We start from the raw sequence: 21,125 nt of genomic DNA on the forward strand, positions 1-21,125 counted from the left end.
GGTTCCGATAATCCACCTTCCGGGTGGCCATGGCCCAAATCGTCCGAGCCATCTTGGTCGCGAAGGCGATCGCCACGAGCATGCGCGGCTTCCGCGAGAGCGCTTCGGCGAGCACAAGAGCTGCGTTTGCGCTCAGGTAATCTACCACTTCGCCGGCGGCCAGACCGTCGTCCGCCAATGATCCAGCAGAGCTGGCTCGAGACCGGAAGACGAGCCGCGGGCATGGTAGTCGATGGCTCAGCTCCGGCTGCCTGTCTTCCCGACTCGGCTTCGGAAGGCGGAGCTTCCATGAGTTCGAGCACGGCGCGCCCCTTCCTACGCCAACCGCCGTTCAGGCGCTCGTCGAACGGCAGTGCCACGTAGTAGGTGACGTCATCCGGAGTCACTCTCGCGATCGCGTTGCGCGCCACGCGCCCACCCGAATATCCGGTCGACACTGCGTGCAGTTCGCTGCCTCGGACTGGGAGTGCCACCAGGTCGAGCAAGCCATCCAGCGCACGAGACGCTCGGGCGGCGGTGGAAGTCGCTTTCCTCGCGGCGAGCTCGACGCCTCGGCGGGTCCGAGTGCCCCGCATCATGTTCCCCTTGCGACGTGCCGCTTGCACCAGTCCGGCACCTCCTCGCCTCGTGCTGGGTGGATAACGTGGAAGCCTGCATCGCGCAACGCCTCGACGATACGCGGTCGAGCTGCCCAAAGGCGTGGTCGGATTTTCCCTTTATGCGCTGGCGTCAGCTTACGGACAGCTAAGCTGTCTATCAAGCGGGTAAGGTCTAACGACCTGAAGCAATGCAAGACGTATGATCCAGGTGCAGTCGTCATGTACGGTCGCGTTAACAATTGGCCCGATATTCCGGCCGAAGAAAGATATCATCGGGCAGCCAACGCTGAGGAAGCGGGTGCCGAAAGCCAGGGCTTCGCCGATGCGTTCGCTAGAACGCGATTGCAGGAGTCTGCTGGCAGCTCACCTTCGCAACCGAGTTATTCCCTCGTTCGAAAACCTCCTGTGGTCGAGATCGACAGAGCTACCTTCAGGACAGAAGTGAGGACCTTTCATGGCGACGCAATCAACCGCATCGCCAACAATCCACACGAGTACTCGGAATTTGTATCCGCAAGAGCTAAGCGCACAGCAGAGGTCGCTAAGGAATACGGTATCAGAAGAGATTCAGAAGACGCCCGATATTACAGCTACCAATTAGGAAATGTGAGCGTCGGCCTCCAAAGAACGGAGGCCGGATTCAACATGACTGAGTTCGAAAGCGATAAGTGGCGAGAACAGTTCCCTGGACGAAGTGAAGTCACCTCAATTGTGGATTTTCAGGTTGCTCATCCGCTTGTCGCGAACGCCGGCGATATTCTGCTCGAACATCAACTTCGGCAAGACGGCGAACGACCATTGGTGAACTGGCGTCCTGCTAATGCAGAAGCGAAGGCCCGCGCAGAGACAATGGGCTTCGTTGAAGTGGACGAGGACGACATGGTACTTGACCCCACTCAGTCCGCCCAGTGGACAAAAAACAGCCTCGGTGAATGGCAGCGCGCAACTAAATCTCAGCTTTATCTCTCCAAGGTCGATAGCGATACTGAGGTTGCAGCAGATTCCGAAGAGGATGGTGACTTTATGTAATGCCAGATCCGCAGGCATTCATGTTTGGGCAGGCGGTGGAGCAAGGAGCGCAGGCAAACCGACAGCTGCGGCAAAGGTCAAGCCTTAGCCGAGCGAAACCGACAATTCGACTGGATCCGCGAGGTGCTTTGTAACAAGGCACCAATGTTCACCATCAGGCCGGTCCGAGGTGGTTTCGCCGTTTGATGCGCCAATCTGAGGGAGATAGGGTGTCTCGGCCAATTCGGTCGAAGACACCAAATCAGGAGAGATGTCGAGCGAATTGAGCCACAGCAGCCATGCGCTCTGATCCTGGCGCTAAGCTCTGCGCCGCTGCCGCCGACCTTAAGGACGGACGTGTTGACCGGCGCGATGTGGCCCGTCCTGAACCGGCTTAATGCCAGATGCGATCTCGACAAGCTTGTGTGCGGCGGCTTCGGAGCCAAGCTAGCTTGATCGGCGGAAATCTCATCAGGCTCGGACTGACTCGCTGCCGCCAAGCATCGTGGAATCGTCGCCGCTAAGAAGGCGGTTTGAGCGCCTGCGACCGGACACCTGCTTGCCAGAGGATGATCAGGATTGATGTCAGCAAATCCCTCAGCCAGGCGATCACGCGGCGGAGGTTGTGGCCGACGGCGGTGAGGATGACGTTGCTGGCGTCGCTCTCACGCCCCTTGGGATGGCAGCGGCCGAGGTGGCCGTCGCTCTTCATGTGGCCAATGATGGGCTCGATGGCTGAACGGCGCCGGAGCTCGCGCTCGATGACGCCGAAGACGCCCCGTTTCTGCCCGGAGATGAAGACGCGGCGCGGTCTATCGGTGTTGCGGCCGCGATAGCCCTTGTCGACATAGGCGCGCTCGACCGCGCAGCCGGTTAGCGTTTCCGTCGCCTCGATGATGGTGCCGAGCGAGTTTCCGTCATAGCGATTGCCGGGCAGTGCGCGAGCGTGCAGCACGAACTGGCCGCCCGGCGCGCGGTCGTTGGTGGTGACGATCGAGGCCTTGACGCTGAACTCGTAAGGCGCTGCCGCCTTGCCTTTGCGGGTGTACTCGACCTGGAGCGCATGGAAGGAATAGAGTTTCCTGCGCTGCCGCTGCTGTTGCGATCCGCGCATCAACGTCAGTACGGCATCGTTCTTTCTTCCTGCTCATTTTCTGAACCTCCGTTTGAGAGGCCGCCGCGGCCCGTCACGGGTTCCGACGCCGGGGAATTCAGGGGGGCCGGCGCATCCTTAGGCCGAAACGAAATGAAGGGCGGCCAAGCCGCTGCGCCGGCCACCGGCCCCGCAACACCAACAGCGGGACGGGGGCACTTGGCGATCGTTTTGGGCCTCGTATATTGAACCGGTAGGCTGCGTCGGCCTTGCTCCGCCCTCGACCACGCTTCGCACCCTCGCCTCTCGACCTTTGGGCGTCAAAGGCGCATTCTTGTGGACGTTCATCTGGTCTCTCCTTGGAATACTGAAGCTTCGCAACCTCAGCCTCCTCGGTTCAGACCAGATGGACAACCTCCTGAGGAACCAAAGCTAGCGGAGCGCTTCGGCAAGCGCGTCCTGTCGCTCGATGACGACATTGTTCGGAGTTGGGGATGGATTGCCGGCGGGGTAAAGCGGCGCGCGGCCATGCTCGCCTGTGATCGACACGATGCTCGCCGCGACCGCGAGAGGCCGGTCCTCTGAGGGATGGGCCCTGAATGGCGAATCGAAAAATCGGGCGAGGCCGAAGCCTGGCCCGGTGCGGCTCAACGGAACGCCTCTATCTGCAGCTCGGCCGCCATGCGATCCACGGTCTGGCCCGGATTTTCGACCGGACGCCTCGAAATCAATGGTCGTGCTGAAGCCTTCGCCGTGTTGGGTCTGGGGGCAGCACCGGGAAAGCCGCGATGGCCAGGCTCATCGACTTCGCCGGGGTCTCGGATCAGGGGAAAGGTGCGGGGTGGGTCACCAGGAAGCCTGAGAGATCCCGTTGGTGTCCACATGGAAAGCCCGCGCGGAGCATCGGCGTTAACAACGCTCCAGGCCCGATGTCCGGACTTTATGGCGCGTCAATCAACATGAGACAAGGCGGCCGAGTTAGGAGATAATTGACGCTGGCCTCCGGCTTGGCAAGCGCTGATTGACGCTGCGCGACAATCAAGCGGTACTGCCGTATGCCTCATGGAGGAATGTTCCCGGAGACGCGATCGTTGCCTCATTTATTTTGCTCCCGAGAAGACGGACGGTCGGTACCTGGGAGGCCTGCGCAACGACCGGCCTCCCCCGTGTCGGAAGCGGGTGCTGTCTCCGTGCAACGGGTGCCTCGTCGAACCGCTCTGCATGATCTGCCGATCCAAACAGCAGCGCGCTTGCCTGCTCGCTGCGCCAGGATTTGAGGCGGCGCTGAAGCGTTCGCAGCAACTTATCCGGATACGCGCCCGGATATTCCGCCTGTAGCCTTGTCAGGAGCTCGGCGCCGTTTCGCCACGGCTCGGCCTTGAACCACTCCTGCAGCTGTGGGGTCGCCTGAACGAGCGGATCAGGAGGACGACGACCTCGCTTCGCTTTGAGGATCGGACGGTCCGTCCGTCGAGATGCGCCCTCTTTCCAAGCCGTTCGCAAGCTGGCGAGGAAGAAGGGCCGCAGTAATCGAATCGCCCGACGACTTCACGTCGGCAAGGTCGGCCAGATGTTGCTGCGCAGACCGAATGTTACGCAGCAACGCGACGGGGTCCAAGCTGAAGCAGATTTCCTGCAGTCGGGCGAGAACCGCATCGGAGGTATGTGGGTCAGCTGCCAGTCGCTGATGCGGCGTCGTCGGTGCACTATAAGATTTACGGACGCGTGCGCCATCGCGCTATCAGCTTGAACGACGGCTGCAAGAAGTTCACGAACAGGCGCACTGAGCGATAGAGTTCTGCGAGCAACGCAGCCGCCTCAAGTCCTTCAAACCGCCGATAACCGACGATGCGTCGGACCACGGCTCCGTTCTTCTGTTCGATAAACGCCTGGTCGTTCTTGCGGTAGGGTCGGCAACGCGTGAACTCGATGTTCGTCTGCTCACATGCCCTGCAGCGAGAGCGGCAGCTGTCGGCGAACTTCTGTCATCACGGTGCTCAGGAGCGTTTGCTCGCGCACCAGCAACGGCGCACACTCCGTCCAACAGGTCGCAATATCCGTGAGCACCAGCGTCTGCATAAAACTGGCGCGCGCCGAGGGCCCACTGTGAGTGACCAGATCGGCTTCGACTAAGCCCGGCGCCGGATCCTTCCAGCCGGCGGACGTCCGTACCGGGATTCCGTCGCAATGTGCTCGCCACCGGGCGGCGCCGCTGGCGTCCACCTTCCTCTCGGATCTTGCCCAGCGCCCCATCGATCGTTGACGCGCTCCCCGCCAGCAGCTTCGCACGGATTTCAGGCGCCAGGCCCATGTGACCGTTCCGTTCCATCGACTCGATCAGGAGCGGCAGCAGCGCTTTCAGCCTCTTGCCGCAGATCCGATCGGACGCCTCACAAAGAACTACCAGCGCATTTCGTTCAGCTTCCTCGTAAATCCGGCGACCGGTGCGCCGAACCGAGGATTGCCTCATCTCGCCTCGGAGCAGGCGCATCGCATGCTTTCGATGCAAGCCCGTCCCAAGCACAAACTGGTCCAGAATTCGCGCCTTCTCCGCGCGGCTCGCCTCTCTGTAGCGCTGCCCCACAGCGGCCGTCAGCTCTCTCCGAATCGCCATGCTCAGTTGCCTCACTCATTATCGCGCCCGCAGTCCCATCCCACTGGGGAGTAAATTACGTGAGGCAGGCACAGCACAGCATTCAGGAACATTTCAACGAACTTCTTGCCATCCTCGTATGGCTTCCGACCGGGACGATCGGCCATGATGCCCTGCACGCTTGAGGCCGATCCGTGTGCCACATCCAGGCGCACCGCTCTCGAGCGCTTCCTAAGCGACGGTCGCATCAAGCTCGACTCCAACACCGTCGAGCGCGCAATCCGGCCACCAACCATCACGAGAAAAAACGCGCTCTTCCGGGCAGCCATGGTGGCCGGACCTGGGCCACCATCGCCACGCTGCTGCAGACCAACGAAGATGAACGACGTCGACCCGCACTCCTGGCTCACGCAAACTCTCGAACGGATCGCGCGGCGCTGGCCGATCTCTCAGATCGATACTCTCATGCCCTGGAACTTCCAAGCCTGAATGGCCAAAGCTTCGCGCTTACGCCGCTGCCAACACGTCTTTGGTATTCATCGGCCGCGGCGCCTCGCGCAATTAAGGTGCTTGAAAGCGGGGGTAGATCACCAAGCTGCGAGGATTTGCCGCATCGTGAAACGGGTATGAAAGCCAACCAGGCTCGACGCGACAGCGATGGGGGCTTGAAGTCTACGTAGCGTCAGGTTGTACAGTCTGAATCATACATGCCGCCTTCTCTGAAGCTTCATGATCACTCGGAGAGGCTCGGTTGGTTGTAGCGAATGTGAGGCCGTTGAACTGAAGAACTGATGAGGAAGCAGAGCTTGCAGTGCAAGTATCGAAACCCGGACGCCTTCCAACAGCAATGGGGCGGCCCAATTTCGATCGCGATGTGCCGCATGCGATCTTGCCCGGAAGGAGGGCGGCAACACCGTGGCTTTTTGGATCGTGCGAGTATTTGGGTTTCGTTTCTCCTGGATTGTTTTGAGGTTTGGCGAGCGGTCACCTGTTGCCCAGGAGCCGGGGCGCTTTTCTGCAGCAGCCAAGGCTGGGCAGGCGTGAGTAATGCACGAGCTCGGAGCGGCGCTAACGGTCCCTTTTTGTTCAATTTGGCGAATCTTGACGTCCGGCTTTTTGAATCCGGAGTCTCTGTGGTCAGTGCACCGGAGTGTGGCTGCGGAGCAGCTATGAAGAGTCACCTCATCTAGGGAGAGTCGTGTGGAACCCATCTATAACAATCCGGACGATTGGATGCGCTGGTACGCCGAGCAGCAGGAGTTGCAGCGTGCGGGGCAAGAGGCCGACGTCGACCCTGCGGATCAAGCTGGCTTCGAGCAGCAATTGGGCGAGCTGCAACTCCGCTCTCCTGAGGAGAGTTCCGGGGTTAGTTCCCCCGACACTCCAGCCGCACGGCCGCATGAAAACATGCAGCGTACGGACGTTGGTGGTTCGATGCGAATGCGGCCAAAGTCCAACCTGCGGGACAATTCGTTCAGCAGCACGCGTCACAGTGTCGATGTTCCGCACGCTCATCTTGGCTCGGCTGCAAATAATTACGCGTCTGACTTGCGGGACAGGCCATTCAGCAGCATGCGTTACGCAGCGCCCTCGGAGGAACAACCTACGGCGCGGACGAAGGACAACAAGCCGCGTGGACTGTTCTCTCGGGTCAAATCAGGGTTAAGCAAAGTCTTTGGAGGAAACCACCGTGAGAAGTGGTCCGGCGGCCCAGCGTCTGATGACGTCTACTCGGAGCTTCGCATCGACTTTGCAAAGCGCAGTCGCCCGTCCGAAGCAGACCTGGAGCTGATTGAAGAGTTCAAGACGGCATTGGGCAGCGCGAACCGTAAGACGAAGTCGATCGAGAATTATGTGATGGCTCTTCGAATGTTCAGCGAATTCCTCCAACCCAAAGGCGTCACTCTGAACGACCTGCTTGGCAATGCTGATCTGCTGACAGCCTATAAAGATGAATTTAAGAAGGTGGCGAGCGCCAATAGCAGGAACTATGTGGGTGGAGCCTTGGAGACACTCCAGAATTTCCAGGCTGGAAATCCCATATCCGCTCCAGCTGGGGTGGGTACGCGAGAGCAACCGATGCACCCCCAAGACGAGCGGATGATCCGCCAGTTCGTGGAAAACGTCAAAGACTACAGAGTTGCTCCCGATGGTACCAGAGGCCGCGGGACTGGTAAGGTCCCGCTTGCTACGATCAAGGGAAATGTGCAGGCGCTCAACGCGTTTGCTCGTTGGCTCCGAGCGCAGAACAAGGAGCCCCTGGCTCCTCGGGCATTCAACGAGCCAAGGTCGCTCGCCGACGACATCGACCAGTACTTCGTAGCTGGCGGCGATGATCGTGACCGCCTCAGCGCGGCATTGTCTCATCTCCGCAGGATCGGGGCTGACGGGCTCCAAGCTGTCGGTGCCGGGCCCCGCCTAATGGGGCGCGAAACATTGTCCGCTCATCCGGGGGACGTCTCCATCATCAATGACTTTTTGACGGACGCTCTATCCAAGCTTGGCTCCGACGCGACTCGCAAGGAGAAAGGCGGCGCTTCGGCGATGGTTTCCAGGCTACGCTCCTTTAGTGATTGGCTTCAAAGAGAGGGCAGGCCGAGCATCATGGACCGTATCAAGGGCAATGCTGAGCAGCAGTCGTCATTGAGCGCAGATTATGCGGCGTTCAGCATAGCCACAAAGCGGACCGCCCCACTCGATCTCCTTCGACAATACCTGGGTCTCGAGCCCCAACAAGGACTTCGTGCTTATGACGATGACGCCAGCCTGATCGAGAGGCTGGCCAAGGAAGAGCTGAGAAACCTCGACCCAGCTTCCGAACAGAGAAGAAAAACAATTCGTAATACTGCTTCGGCCCAACGCAAGTTCAGTGATTGGCTCCGCACAGAGGGTAGGGAGAGCATCGCGAGCCGAATCAACGGCAATAGTGAGCAGCGACGCTCGCTGGACGCAGACCACCGGGCTTTCACCGAAGCCAAAGGAAAACTTGGCCTGAGTCTCAAGAAGCTCAGGCAATATCTGCAACTCGTTGAGGCAAACCGAGCGCTGGGTGTGACCGTCCCTCAGCAGAGGGCTAGCTCGAACTCAACCTCAACCTGGGCGCGAGATTTGCCGACTCCGCCGTCCGAAAGTGAGTGGCCGCCGCTGCTAGGTCCGTTTGGGCAGGCCGGCTTGCAGGAACCGGCTAGGTCGAGCTCGACCTGGTCCCCGCGCGTGCCGTCCGACTTCGATCCAAGTGAGTGGCCGGCGCCGCAAGGCCCGGTTGGACCGGCCGGTTGGCAGGACCCGGCCGGGTCGAGCTTTACCTGGTCTCCACGGGTGCCGTCCGACTTCGAGTGGCCAACTCCGGAGGGCGCGCCAGCTCGGTCCTCAGACATCTACCGCGATTTGACTTCTTTCGCTGATCTGCCGTCCACACCCCAGGAAATGCGTGACGATGCCCAGTCAAGGCCCGTGCTCAGCCCTGCCGGCAGACCGCCGTTCTTCATGGGTCCATCAGGCAAGCCGCAAGAGCTCGAGGATATCGGATATCTCGTCGGCGAGGATTGGCAGCATGGCTCACAGCCGGTGCCGGACTTCCTGCTCGATGTACTGGACAATAGAATGCTCTTGCCGAGTTCGCGAATGGCTCCCCAGCCGGTCTCTATCAACGGCGAGACCTACTCCATCGCATTGGGGCCGCGAGGACGCCGCGACGCCCAACTGATCCATCACCCTGGCCCATCCTCAGTTCCTGATGCCCGGATCGGCGCTTCGACGGCGAGTGCCTCTGCCGGCGACCGCAGCGGACGGGTGCTCGGAGCCAGGGAATGGCTGGGTGACGCGCATATCCAGCGGGACTACGAGCTCCTGTCGCAGGAGTTGCGGCAAAGCAATCCAAACCTCGCCGCCCGGACCCGGTTCGTCGATCCTCTCATCGCCTTTCAGGTGGGCCATGGTACGGACGGCGACGCCCTGAACGCATTCCATCGCATTGTCAACGATCTGAATGGCAACGATACGGCCGACTTCCTGTTCTTGCCGGTGAGTGATGCGAGCGCTACGGACCTCCTTGACCGCGGCTCCCATTGGTCGTTTCTGCTGGTAGATCGCCGCGATCGCGACAGGCCGGTTGCCTATCACTACGACTCCTTAGAGCCATACAATGCCGGACGTGCAGCAACGCTCGCAGAGCGGGTGGGAGCCGATTTGCGAGATGCCCTCATACGCGAGCAGAGGAACGGCTATGATTGCGGTGTCTTTGTGGTCGACGGTACCCGGGCGCTGGTCAGACGGCTCGCGGGAAGACGGCAGGCAGATCTGAGCCTCCTCAACCTGGTCGTCGATCGGCAGGCACTGCGAAACCGGCTAAGTGGGTGATTTCGGCTTCAACTGAATAGCGCGTGCAGCTGGTTGAAGTTCAGGAAGACATCGCTAGCGTGTTCAAGCGCATGGCCTATGCCAACGTAAACATCGTCACTTTGGCCGGATAAGCTGCTGCAAAAGCTGCAGCGCCGCATCAAATCCTGACGCAGCGAGCAGGCAAGCGCGCTACTGATTGGATCGGCAGATCATGCGGAGCGGTTCGACGAGGCACCGGTTGTGCCGTGACAGCGCCCGCTTCCGGTACAGGGGAAGCCTGTCGTTGCGCAACCCCGGCCAGCTCCACGACCGGCCTCTCCCGTACCGACCGTCCGTCTTCTCGGGAGCAAAATAAATGAGGCAACGATCGCGTCTTCGGGAACACTTCATGAGGCAATACGCGCTCTCATCCTGATTCTCGCGCCATAATGTTGCCCCGAACGGACGAAGCCGCGTACCAACTCTGAAAACCAAAGGGTGCAGGCGCTTCGTGATAAATGCGGGAGCGTCGGTGGTCGAAATTGATCTCAAACCCGACAATCGTCGCCGCCAATGTCCGGCAGTACCTCGTCACGGTCTAGGCTCGACGAATGGCCAGACACACGTCCGCCTTGTAAGGAGCGGTTCATCTGCAGGGTTTGCGATAAGCGCGGCACCATCCTAAGGGAACGAAGTGACCCCATGCCCATGAGAAAGCGTGCGGACTGAGAACTGCAACATCTCCACATCGTGTACGCGTCAATCGAGCTTTCTCTTCTGGTGCCGACTTCGAGACTCTTCCAAGCGATATCCGTACTAAGGCCGATCTCGTGGTCCTTCTCACTCTCGCAGACCTTATCGAGCACCGCCCGCACCCGCGGCGTTGTCTCGGCTTCGAACGTCGGGCTAGTCACGAGAAAAAATGCATATCAAATCGACTAGGCTTGCAGAATTCGATTGGTTAAGGCCACCGCACAAACCTGTCCATGGGCTGCGCCTGCGCGAGATACCAGATACCGGTATTTCCAAGTCCGTAAGGTATCAACGCCTGCTCGGCGAACGTCCGCTTTGCGCAATCGGGTTGAAAACTCGAGCTTGCGAACAGCCGAAAGCGCGGATTCACACAGGTATAGAAGCCTGGGATGAAGCAATGATTGGGCGAACAGCAAGCGCATCAAGCAACCCATCGTAGGCATGAAGGCAGATCTCTGGAAGAGCGCGGACCACCAGCCGCCGGGCCTGAAGCACTTCCGGAGAAACGCACCGCTTCGGGACCAGCAAAAAGTAGCCGGTCATCGGCGCCAGGCAGATATCAGCTAGCCAACTCATTGCCGTCTGCTCGATCAGAGACAAGCCACGATCGAAGCTTCTCTTGCGCGCCAGGTGCCGCTCTGTCACGTTTCAAACGCATTCACCGTGTGTTCGCCGTCACGATGGGCGCCAAGAGCACGACGAGGCACATGAGCCCGGCTAGGACCCCAAATGCGGCCGGCAGTCCCACGTACTTGGCCAGTAACCCGATACCAGCCGGTCCAATGAGAATTCCGGCATAACCAACCGTCATGATCGCGGCAATCGCCGGACCAACGGGCATCGCCTCCTGCGTGCCGGCGCGCCGGAACAGAATCGGGGCGACATTCGATAGGCCAAGACCAATGAGCAGCAAGCCGGCCATGGCGATGACGGCTACCGGTGCGGCCAGCAGAGCTCCGAAACCTGCCATGGCCAGTAGACTTCCGAACATAAGTGTCGCGCGGTCCCCCGCGCGTTCGACGACGGCGTCGCCAGCAAGGCGTCCCACCGTCATGGCTATGGAGAACAGTACATACGCTAAGCCGCCCTGCGTCTTTGGAGCAAGACCAGCGCCGACGACCAACAAGGCAGCCCAATCGAGCATCGCGCCTTCGATAAGGAAGGCGATCGCCGCAATCGCGGCTAGAAGGAGCACGATGGAACGCGGCAGAACGAACGACGGTCCCTGGTCCGCCTGCGCCGTTGGTACCAATCGCGGCCACGCCAGCATGATCGCGATCACTATCAATCCCGAGCAGACCACAGTTGAAACAAATGCGTCAATCTGCAGCGAGAGAAAAGCGGTCATGGCTGCAGACCCCACAAGTCCCCCGATGCTGAATTGAGCGTGGAAGCTGGACATCAGCGGGCACTCCGCCGTGCGCTCCACCTCGATCGCATGAATGTTCGCGGCTACGCTAATCGAGCCTATCGAGGCGCCTAAGGCGAATAGCGCGACGCCGAGCGCCAACTTGCTAGCTGTCGTGAGGCACGGCAGGATGATCGCGAGACTAAGCCCACCCACAAGAATGATCAGCCTGACGCCGTAGCGGGCGCTCAAAACACTTGTCAGAAGCATCGCGATGATGGATCCAGCACCCAGGCAGAGCAGTAGTAGGCCAAGCACGCCGTCATCGGCCGCCAGCCGGTCTTTCGCAAATGGTACGAGCGGGGCCCAGGCCCCGAAGCCAAACCCGGGAACGAAGAATGCAAGACGCGTTGCTAACCGAGAGGATGGTTGACCAGCAGACGCCATGACAGGGACCTTATTGATAGACGACCCGCGGGCGCTGTACCAGCGACGGACTCCCGAGCGACAGAGAGTGCGCAGGTTCGGCGGTCGAGAGGACATCGTTTGTTGGCGCAATCCGCCATGCCGGACGGTTCAGCGCGTGATATCGGATCGCGTCGATCGTCACTCTTCTAGTTCGATCCGCGACGACATCTTTGATTGCAAATACGATGCCACCGCGAAAACGCACGTGACGTCTCGATCCGAACTCGATACGATCGGGCAAGTGTGCCGGCTAGGCATGGAGCGTTGGGGGTTCTCAACAAGCTTGTTACTTGCTGATTGATGAGCGCGGTCGCGCACTGAAGGAGCACGAAGCACCTGAGTGCGCCTCGAGACCGCGTATTACGATTCCGTGGCGCCCTTCAGCGCGCCAACGCGGCCTCGCCTTCTGTAGTCATATCCGCGACAAATCAATATGGCTCAGTCGCAAAGCTGACAACGAGATGAAATTCCATCTGCCGATCGCAATCGGTCTCAATGCGAGGCGATGGGCTTGCAACCCGGTTACTCTAGGCTTGCGTAGCCTGCCAAAGCTTGTGGCAACCGACATCGCGCTGTAGACGCCGACATAAACACTTTGATCATGGAAGGCACGCAGAGGCTTATGTGCCTGCTAGACTCATGGTCTTTGTCAACGCCCCCGCCACGGCTCGCGATTGACGACTTCTTCATCGAATTGGCCGTGCACATGGACCGGCATTGATGCTTCTCCGTGTGCGGGAGGGATACGCGGCTCGTTGCCCCAACGTCCATCGAGAAACTGCCCCGCCGAGATCGCGACCCGCTCCTGCGTAAACAGCGGACGAATCCGTTGCTTGGCCTGTCGCAACAAAGAAGCCCACAGCGTTGCGTATCTTCGACCGACGCTCCACCAATCATCAAATCCCGAATCATGGTCGCCCATAGAGTCAGAACCACCCCGAAAATTGCAACTGTAGTGCTAGACACGGTGGCCAAATGCATCGAACTCCGTCCGGATCGCTTGTCCGGTGTTCGGTTACGCGCATATTCCCTCCTTCAAGAAGCATCAGTGCAAGATCGGCGAATACGCCCTGCCCCAGAAGTCGTGCGTCATTTCCAGTCGGAATTGATTGCGGAAGCCCTGGTCGACGCGGGCTACGTGCGCATTAGTTTCGACCACTTCGCCCTACCCGGCGACAAATCTTGCCGCGGCGAAGCGCGAGGGGCGGCTGCGTCGGAACTCCCAGCGTCACACCGACGACGCCGGCGAAACGGATAAAAAGAAAACAGTTTATCGATTTGGTTCTGAATTGCGCTACAGAGTTGGCAACGCGAGCAGTACGTTGTCGATCAGCCGGGTCGAACCGACGTAGGCTGCGGCACAGAGCGCCGCCGGAAGCCGCAGCGGACTCGCGGCGCGCTTGAGCGTATCACGATCGACAAGTTCAAGGTATTGCAGCCGATCAACTGTCTCAAGATGCCGCTCGGCGACCGCAATCAGCTTGTCCACCTCGCGCACTCCTGAGCGGAACTCATCCGCCGCGGCGAACAGCCCACGACTGATGGCAACGGCTCGCCGACGTTCTTCCTCGCTGAGATACCGATTGCGACTGCTCATCGCGAGCCCGTCCAGTTCCCGAACGGTTGGCACGGTGACGATCTCGATGGGAAGATTGAGATCAGTTGCCATGCGACGCACGACCGCGCATTGCTGAAAATCCTTTTGCCCGAAAAACACGACGTCCGGATGCACGATGTTGAACAGCTTGCATACGACGGTTGCGACGCCGCGAAAATGCCCACGCCTGAAAGCCCCGCATAGTGGCTTCGCCAATTCGCCCGGTTCGACGAAGGTCTCGAATTGAGCCGGGTAGACTTCCTGTGCACCCGGCGCGAAGACAATCGCAACACCGGCATCGCGGCACAATTTTTCATCGCGCAGGAAATCGCGAGGATAGCTGCTGAGATCCTCGTTTGGTCCGAACTGAGTCGGATTGACGAAGATGCTAACGACGGTGACGTCGCATTGCGCTCGGCTCGCCTTGACCAGGGCCAGATGGCCATCGTGCAAATAGCCCATTGTCGGCACGAGCCCGACGCGTTTGCCCGCGCTGCAAGCCTTCGCGAGCTCACGACGAAGCTCAGCGACCGTCGTAATCGTCTGCATCGTAGCACCTTACATCAGGTTGGGTTGGGAGGAGCCCAGTTTGCGATGATGTTACCCAGGCTTTCAGGAAGCCGATAGGACTCTTGCGGCGCCGGGAACGCTCCACTGCGGACATCGGTAGCCCAGCGCGACAGCGCCTCCTGCAACAGCTGAAAACCATCAGCATAGGCGCGAACGAATTTGGGCCGATGACCTTCGGTCAGCCCCAGCACGTCATGGAATACGAGCACTTGGCCCGAGCACCCGGGACCCGCGCCGATTCCAATAGTTGGTATCGACAGCGATTCGGTCGCTCGCTGGGCTAGCTCGGCCGGAATGCCTTCAAGCACCAACGCGAAGCATCCGGCCTCCTGCAGACGGTGAGCGTCATCAAGCAGCCGCAAAGCGTCATCGGCTTTCCGGCCCTGCACCTTGAATCCGCCCATGATATTGACGCTCTGCGGGGTGAGGCCGAGATGGCCTATGACGGGAATTTCGCAATCGACCAGGGCACGCACCATTTCCACGCGCTTGGCCCCGCCCTCGAGTTTCACTGCATCTGCGCCTCGCTGCAGGAACCCTCCGGCGTTGCGTATCGTCTCCTCCGGACTGAGGTGGAAGCTAAGAAACGGCATATCGGCCACGAGCAGGGCATGGGGCCTTGTGCGCGCAACAGCTTCGAGATGATGATTCATCATCGCCATGCTGACTGGCAACGTGTTGTCGAATCCGAGGCAGACATTGCCAACACTGTCGCCGACAAGAATGATGTCGACGATGGGGTCGGCGATGCCTGCCGTAACCGCATCGTAGGCGGTGGTCATGGCGACAAGCCGCCGCTCCTGCTTCCACCGCTGCAGGATTGGAATCGTGATCCGCTCAACTGACACTTCCGAAGCGTGGCTCATTTTCGATCCGTTCCGTCAGATGGCCTCAGGTCGATTTCGCAGCTCGAAGCGATACTGATTTGATCTCACCTGTGTCGCCTACGATTTTGAAGCCACCGCCCTCCCGAGGTTCCCGCGTCACCGAATAAGCTAGGCGAACGGTAATCTGATTCTTGCGACAGAAGCCGTTGAGTATTGCGCGCATCCCCGGGGGACCACCCTTTTTCTATGGCGGACGAGTGAAAACTGTCAACCATGAAAGGGAAACATACGCCTCCAAAGTAGCAGGCGCGTGCATAAAAAATCCAATGGTCGCGCGACCATCAAGCAAGAACTCCCCAGATTCAAATTGTCATTTGGAAGCGCCTTGCGTCACGCTGGGCCTCAGGGCGCGCCGATGCGATCATTCTGACGCAATTTGCGTGCGGCGTTGTCTTAACCGCATCTCTTGCATGTCGGACTGGCTGGCTCTGCCCCGGAGGCAATACTCGACCCGAGCGAGTTCGTTTCCGAGCCTCATCAAGTTCAACTGCAGCCAGAGGATTTGTTGCCGCTCACACCTGCTGCGCTGAATCAACGCTCCGGCATACTTCCCCATACGGAGCTGATAGAAATTGCGTACCATGCCCTGCTCCAATCCATTCTCCAGGATACTTGGCATTTTCCAGCTCCCGAAACAGGCCTCGCGCTCACCCTCTGTTGTAGCGGCATATCGCGATCGATTAGTTCGATGAACCCCTGCCTGTCGGCCGAAAATTGCGTTTGGGCGTAATTCCGCGATGAAATCCTTCAAACGAGTTTGGAGTGACCGCCCCCGCCTTCGTCAAATGCAAGCATGGGAGTGCTTTCCAGCGCAGCAGATCGTGAAAGCTATGCAGACGCGCGTCTGCCGCCGCTAATTCGATGGCGTGTGGATAACCCGAGCTACACACTTGGCGCCGGTGCGCTTGCCGTCCGCTTGCTGCTCAATTCGCAGCAGCCATGGCAACCCAAGCGTCAGGCCATCGAAGAGTCGACGGTTCGACACGGCCAGCCAAGTCATGCGATGCAAAAAGGGGCTAAGCGGGTTAAGGCGCAGTAGTGCGGTCGCAATCTAAGCGGCGGCCGCCATTGCGGGGTCAGCAGCTTCTGCTGCACACGTTCAGACCACTACTATTCGTCGAAGACACGATTTCGTAACAACACCCCGCATTCCCCTTGTGCGTCTTTTCGTGGCGTCTTGTACTGGTTGTCAGCGCGATCGTTCTACCCGCCGCGCTAATGCGTATGTCGGGTCGATACCGCAATAGGCGTCCGTCCCCGAACGAGAACTGGCAGTTGCCAGGATACCCCCAGATACGTCCTTGCAGACAATGAGCGTCCTGCCAAGCGGGTCGTAGGACGTACACTCGAAGGCGAGACAAAGCCAACTAGCATGGGAAGTGCTAGCAGCGACAAACAGCAGATTGCGCATGTCTTGCCTCCGCTAGGCTTTTGCTTAAGGATAGACCATCGAATTGCATCTATTGATGTTGATCAAGCAATGGCAGCCGCGCTTCCCTGGGCGATCGCATCCACCGATGTACTAGCGCGTTGGGCTCTCACGCGCACGCAAGCAACGCGATTCAAGTGAAGGCAGTCTAAGAGTGCTCGGAGTGCTCGATCAGAACCGCGGCACCTGGGGCGGCCATTTTCCGAAAACTTCGGCAAAGGCGGAGCAGCATTTCAGCGACTTTCCGGAAGGGAGCGCAGCCTTCCGGCGCGATGCAGCTGCGCGCTGGAAGCGCCTCCAGGCAAGCATGTGCACCAGGTACTACCTTTCTTCGTTGCTTCGCGACGAGCAGCGCCGAAACGATAAGCTCCTCCCAGGCGACCATGTATGGCTAAGACTATCGCCACGTTCCGCGATTGAAAGTAGTTTCACGATCAATCTCTCTGCGGTGATCAGCCGAAGAGCGGATTCAACCTTGAAGTCACGCGTCGATGTCAACGCTTCAGGGGCTGGCGGCGGCCTTCCCCCTTCTGTTTTATGACCAGCCTGTATTCAACGAAGGAGCGCATTTTGCTGCAGTTCTTATGCGCCGATCCTGCAAGTGAGACCGTTTCATGCACGAGATCCGCGCGAAGCTAATGACCGTCGACGGAAGCATCTACTGAAGTTGTCCTAGCGACTGATGATCAGGCGGTTCCTTACTTCGATGCAGAATTTCGTCTCAGAGATTGTCTAGAATTGCCGGCCTTATCTCTGGGATGGTCGTTCTGGCTCCCTTGCGCAATAGCGGAGGAAGAACATCGAGCTAAACACCCGCCACCGCGATCGTGCAGGGCGCCTGCCGTGCAGTGGCATCTGAACGGCTGCCCGAGGCTTGCAGACTTTGCGATGAGGCTTCTGTCGCTTTGGGCGAGTCAAACCGCAATGTTCGCGATTACCGACGGTCATCTATGATTCGACACATCGTATTCTTCACCGCAAAAGATAAGGCGCATGTCGACAAAATAGTCGACGGCCTTTCCGTACTCGCCAAAATCCCGCACGCACGCCGGCTTGAGGTCGCTCGCAACCGCAAGAGTGACCGGCTTGGCAACGAAATTGACGTGATCGTCTACGGTGAATTCGACGACGAAGTCGAACTCGAAGCCTATAAAGCGCACGAGCTTTACCAGGAGTCGATCCGGCAGGTAAGACCGCTCCGAGAGCTACGTCTCGCGGCCGATTACAGCATGTCAACAGATGCGGAGCCATTTGGCAGGCCCTACCCGCGGGCGTAATTAACCTGGCAGGCACGTAGGGGTTTGGGTGCCCATGAGGCTCGCCTTCGCCGGACGGGATTACAATCGGCCATGTATCGCTGAGCGACAGACTAATGCATGTATTGGAACTGCAGTGGATTGAGCCCGTCACAGCCATGCGACGCCTCTCGCATCGGAGGCACCTCACGTTCCTGGATAGCGCATCGAGACACGCGGTGCTCGGGCAGTACTCGTATGTGACGTGCGATCCCTTCAGCACTTATATAATCGCGGACGGGAGAGGTATTTGCAACGGAGAGTCCATTGTGGGCGATCCGTGGGCGGCACTTCGCGGTCTGCTAGCCAACTATCCGCAAATACATCGCGCCGATCTCCCGGCATTCCAGGGGGGCGCCGCCGGCTTTTTTGGATACGAGCTGAACAGGACGCTGGAGCGATTGCCGGTGCCAACCATCGGGGGGCATCGCTTGCCTCAGGCACTCCTACATCTTTACGACGTCGTGATTAGCTTCGATCACCGCCATGATAGATGCTGGATCCTTTCTACCGGGTGGCCGGAGCAGGATCCAGTTCGCCGGCGTGAGAGAGCTCGCCAAAGAGCCGAAGAATTTGTTGGGCTGCTTACAGTCTCAGCCCCTCCTCCTGATTTTACACCAGGCGAGGCCGGCTCATGGCATTCAAACTTCAGTCGCCAGGGATACATCGCGGCGGTACAGCGCGTGATTGATCTCATTCTGTCGGGTGACGCCTTCCAGGTCAACATTGCGCAGCGCTTCAGCGCTCGCCTGGCAAACTCGTTCGATCCGATAGCCTTCTATTGTCAGCTGCGGAAAATGAATCCGGCTCCCTTTGCCGCCCTTCTTCGGTTTGGCAAGCTCACTATTGCATCGAGCTCGCCCGAGCGTTTCCTAAAGCTTGACGGGCGACAGGTCGAAACGCGACCTATCAAGGGGACGGTGGCGCGTTCTGCTGATTGCGAGGAAGACCGGCGTCGCGCTGAGACGCTGGTAGATTCGGAGAAAGACCGCGCCGAGAACACCATGATCGTCGACCTCCTGCGCAATGATCTCTCGCGCGTTTGCACGCCCGAATCAGTCCACGTCCCGTCCTTATGCAATCTCGAGTCTTATGCCTCGCTGCACCATCTCGTGTCTGTCGTTACGGGTGAGCTAGCACACGGAGAGGATGCCGTGGGCCTACTTAGGGCCTGCTTTCCCGGCGGCTCAGTTACCGGAGCTCCCAAGGTACGCTCGATGGAAATTATCTTGGATATCGAGCGTGTGGCGCGAGAGGTGTATTGCGGGGCCATAGGCTACATAGGATTCAATGGACATATGGATGTAAATATTGCCATTCGCACCGTAACGATCGACGACGGCCAGGCCGTCTTCCATGCAGGCGCCGGGATAACGGCAATGTCCGATCCGGCCGCCGAATATGAGGAGAGCCTTGCAAAAGCAGAGCGCATTTTTCGCGCATTCATTGCTGAAGACTCCGGTGCATCTTGATTGTCATTATCGACAACTACGACTCTTTCGTCTTCAACATTGCGCGATATTTTCGCAAGCTTGGTGCAGCAACACGTGTCGTCCGGAACGACGCGATGGATGTGAGCGAATTTGCTGACCTCAGGCCCCGCGCGGTTGTCATCTCCCCCGGTCCGTGCACTCCAATTGAGGCTGGAATATCGACAGCCGTCGTTCGTGAACTTTCGGGTCAGGTGCCAATTCTCGGCATTTGTCTCGGACACCAGTGCATTGGGACCGTGTTCGGCGCACGCGTAACGCGCGCACGTCATCCTATGCACGGTCGGCCCTCGTATGTCACACATGAAGGCGGCGGGCTGTTCAAAGAACTACCGTCTCCACTTTGTGTGGGCCGCTACCATTCGCTTATCGTCGAATTGGATCCGTCATCTGCCCGTCACCTCACGGTGACAGCACTCTCGGATGATGGGGAACTCATGGCCCTCGCCCATCGCGATCAACCAACATATGGCGTGCAGTTCCATCCGGAGTCGATACTCACCCCACAAGGGGACGTACTGTTCGCAAACTTCCTTCGGCTTGCAGAGCTTTCTTAAGGCGGCCGTAGAGGACTGGTGCAGCCATAGCGTGGCGCTTCCGGTCGATCGCTGGCCCGACGACATGCGGCTGTCGGACATCGAGCCGCGGTTCGTTTGAGGCGTTTGTGGCCGGCTCGGCGCCGAGGTTCGGAACTTTCCATTTGAATGTCGAAGGGTCCATCGGCGCCATGGGGCCATCGGTAGCCTTAAAGAAGGCCCCGGCCATGGGGGCTTTTGGGGTCGTGGAGGCCGGGGCCGCTGGAGACGCTTGAACCTTAGAAGGCCAGGCGAGCGCGAGCTTACTCACAGGTCAAACGGCTGTTCTGTTCGCTTCCGCACATCGGCGATACCGTTCCGATCAGGAACGGCACAGGGGAGCGGCCGGCTCACCCTGGTTTTGCGCTGTGTGAACAAGTGGTCACGAGCAGCATGGTTCGGCTGCATTGCCAATCTTGTCCCAAAGTCGGCTCAAAGAGTGCGCGAGGAGTACCGATTGCCATAGTGGTGCCAGCCGCCACCAGAACAACGGCCGTCAGAGCGAGCATTCGAGAGGTTGTCCAATTAAATTGCATGGCGCTTCCCTCCAGTTGAGGCGCGCACGCTATCCTGGGTGATACCTGCCGCTTGTGAACTACATCACACGTTTCCTCAATCCTCATCACCCCCTCGTGCGAGGAGCCCGCCAGCGAGGACAGTTGGGCCTTTTGTGCTCCCGAAGCCGGTTCGCGCTAGTCAAGATTGAGCCTCTTTTGGAGAGCCCTGACCATAACCTCGACGTGCCCAGCGGCGAACAGTGCACGCGCAAGTTCCGGTCTTGCTGCATTCTCGGGCGGAATGACGGAGGTCATGGCTAATCCGATCGCCGAAAGCATTCGCGTGCGGGGCGGAGTTGTCGATCGGAGCGCGGCCGTCACCTCTTTGATTCTTCAAGAGGGCGGTGTATGCGGCGTTCGGGTTGGTTCAGAGGAGATTCGCTCGGCGCATGTCATACTTGCAGCTCATTGGCGCCGGCGCAGAAGCTGCTCAATGACGCTTTTGGGCCGCAGAAGTGGAACGAGCGGATGCTAACACTGCCGACAATGCCGGCAGCAACGCTTCAGATGGATCTGGAGGCGCGCCCGTCGACCGCATGACGT

10 protein-coding genes and 5 pseudogenes are annotated in these 21,125 nt (G+C 59.2%); 8 read left to right on the plus strand and 7 right to left on the minus strand.

What is annotated here, in order from left to right; genetic code table 11:
• Nucleotides 1–818: 818 nt before the first annotated feature.
• Nucleotides 819–1,628: an effector protein NopP gene (locus IVB18_RS40260; protein WP_247384375.1), complete on the plus strand. Its 810-nt coding sequence runs from the start codon at nucleotides 819–821 to the stop codon at nucleotides 1,626–1,628.
• Between the two features lie 499 nt (nucleotides 1,629–2,127).
• Here the strand turns inward: IVB18_RS40260 and IVB18_RS40265 are convergent.
• A pseudogene (locus IVB18_RS40265) lies at nucleotides 2,128–2,715 on the minus strand (transposase); the annotation flags it as partial.
• Between the two features lie 1,221 nt (nucleotides 2,716–3,936).
• Nucleotides 3,937–5,329 (minus strand): annotated as a pseudogene (locus IVB18_RS40270) (ISNCY family transposase); the annotation flags it as partial.
• A 162-nt stretch (nucleotides 5,330–5,491) separates the two neighbouring features.
• Between IVB18_RS40270 and IVB18_RS40275 the strand changes: the two are divergent.
• Nucleotides 5,492–5,782: pseudogene (locus IVB18_RS40275) on the plus strand (transposase domain-containing protein); the annotation flags it as partial.
• A 711-nt stretch (nucleotides 5,783–6,493) separates the two neighbouring features.
• Nucleotides 6,494–9,652: a Ulp1 family isopeptidase gene (locus IVB18_RS40280; protein WP_247985759.1), complete on the plus strand. Its 3,159-nt coding sequence runs from the start codon at nucleotides 6,494–6,496 to the stop codon at nucleotides 9,650–9,652.
• A 1,080-nt stretch (nucleotides 9,653–10,732) separates the two neighbouring features.
• Here IVB18_RS40280 and IVB18_RS40285 read toward each other — a convergent pair.
• The 3 genes and pseudogenes from IVB18_RS40285 to IVB18_RS40295 all read right to left on the minus strand — a co-directional run.
• Entirely contained in the window at nucleotides 10,733–10,966 is a 234-nt protein-coding gene (locus IVB18_RS40285; protein WP_247985760.1) for a hypothetical protein, read from the minus strand.
• Between the two features lie 58 nt (nucleotides 10,967–11,024).
• Nucleotides 11,025–12,161, minus strand: coding sequence for an MFS transporter (locus tag IVB18_RS40290; protein ID WP_247439011.1), 1,137 nt, complete (start codon nucleotides 12,159–12,161; stop codon nucleotides 11,025–11,027).
• Nucleotides 12,162–12,927: 766 nt separating this feature from the next.
• Nucleotides 12,928–13,094 (minus strand): annotated as a pseudogene (locus IVB18_RS40295) (IS701 family transposase); the annotation flags it as partial.
• Between the two features lie 46 nt (nucleotides 13,095–13,140).
• On the opposite strand from IVB18_RS40295, the pseudogene IVB18_RS40300 reads away from it, so the two are divergent.
• Nucleotides 13,141–13,432, plus strand: a pseudogene (locus IVB18_RS40300) (coproporphyrinogen III oxidase); the annotation flags it as partial.
• 44 nt (nucleotides 13,433–13,476) lie between these two features.
• On the opposite strand, the gene panC reads toward IVB18_RS40300, so the two are convergent.
• A complete protein-coding gene (gene panC / locus IVB18_RS40305; protein ID WP_247985761.1) occupies nucleotides 13,477–14,328 on the minus strand; it encodes a pantoate--beta-alanine ligase in 852 nt (283 codons plus the stop codon).
• Nucleotides 14,329–14,342: 14 nt separating this feature from the next.
• Nucleotides 14,343–15,215: a 3-methyl-2-oxobutanoate hydroxymethyltransferase gene (gene panB / locus IVB18_RS40310; protein WP_247985762.1), complete on the minus strand. Its 873-nt coding sequence runs from the start codon at nucleotides 15,213–15,215 to the stop codon at nucleotides 14,343–14,345.
• A 1,613-nt stretch (nucleotides 15,216–16,828) separates the two neighbouring features.
• On the opposite strand from panB, the gene IVB18_RS40320 reads away from it, so the two are divergent.
• The 4 genes from IVB18_RS40320 to IVB18_RS40335 all read left to right on the plus strand — a co-directional run bounded on the left by IVB18_RS40320 (nucleotide 16,829) and on the right by IVB18_RS40335 (nucleotide 20,007).
• A complete protein-coding gene (locus IVB18_RS40320; RefSeq protein WP_247985763.1) occupies nucleotides 16,829–17,206 on the plus strand; it encodes a hypothetical protein in 378 nt (125 codons plus the stop codon).
• 409 nt (nucleotides 17,207–17,615) lie between these two features.
• Nucleotides 17,616–17,942, plus strand: a complete 327-nt coding sequence (locus IVB18_RS40325) for a Dabb family protein (RefSeq protein ID WP_247302589.1) — start codon at nucleotides 17,616–17,618, stop codon at nucleotides 17,940–17,942.
• A gap of 95 nt (nucleotides 17,943–18,037) precedes the next feature.
• The gene (gene pabB / locus IVB18_RS40330; protein ID WP_247985764.1) at nucleotides 18,038–19,432 is read left to right on the plus strand and encodes an aminodeoxychorismate synthase component I; all 1,395 of its coding nucleotides are present in this window, start codon (nucleotides 18,038–18,040) and stop codon (nucleotides 19,430–19,432) included.
• The gene (locus IVB18_RS40335) at nucleotides 19,429–20,007 is read left to right on the plus strand and encodes an aminodeoxychorismate/anthranilate synthase component II (RefSeq protein WP_247985765.1); all 579 of its coding nucleotides are present in this window, start codon (nucleotides 19,429–19,431) and stop codon (nucleotides 20,005–20,007) included. Before pabB ends, IVB18_RS40335 begins: the two co-directional genes overlap by 4 nt.
• Nucleotides 20,008–21,125 lie beyond the last annotated feature (1,118 nt).

Origin of the sequence: Bradyrhizobium sp. 186 (assembly GCF_023101685.1) — a bacterium.
In the GTDB taxonomy this organism is placed as follows: Bacteria; Pseudomonadota; Alphaproteobacteria; order Rhizobiales; family Xanthobacteraceae; genus Bradyrhizobium.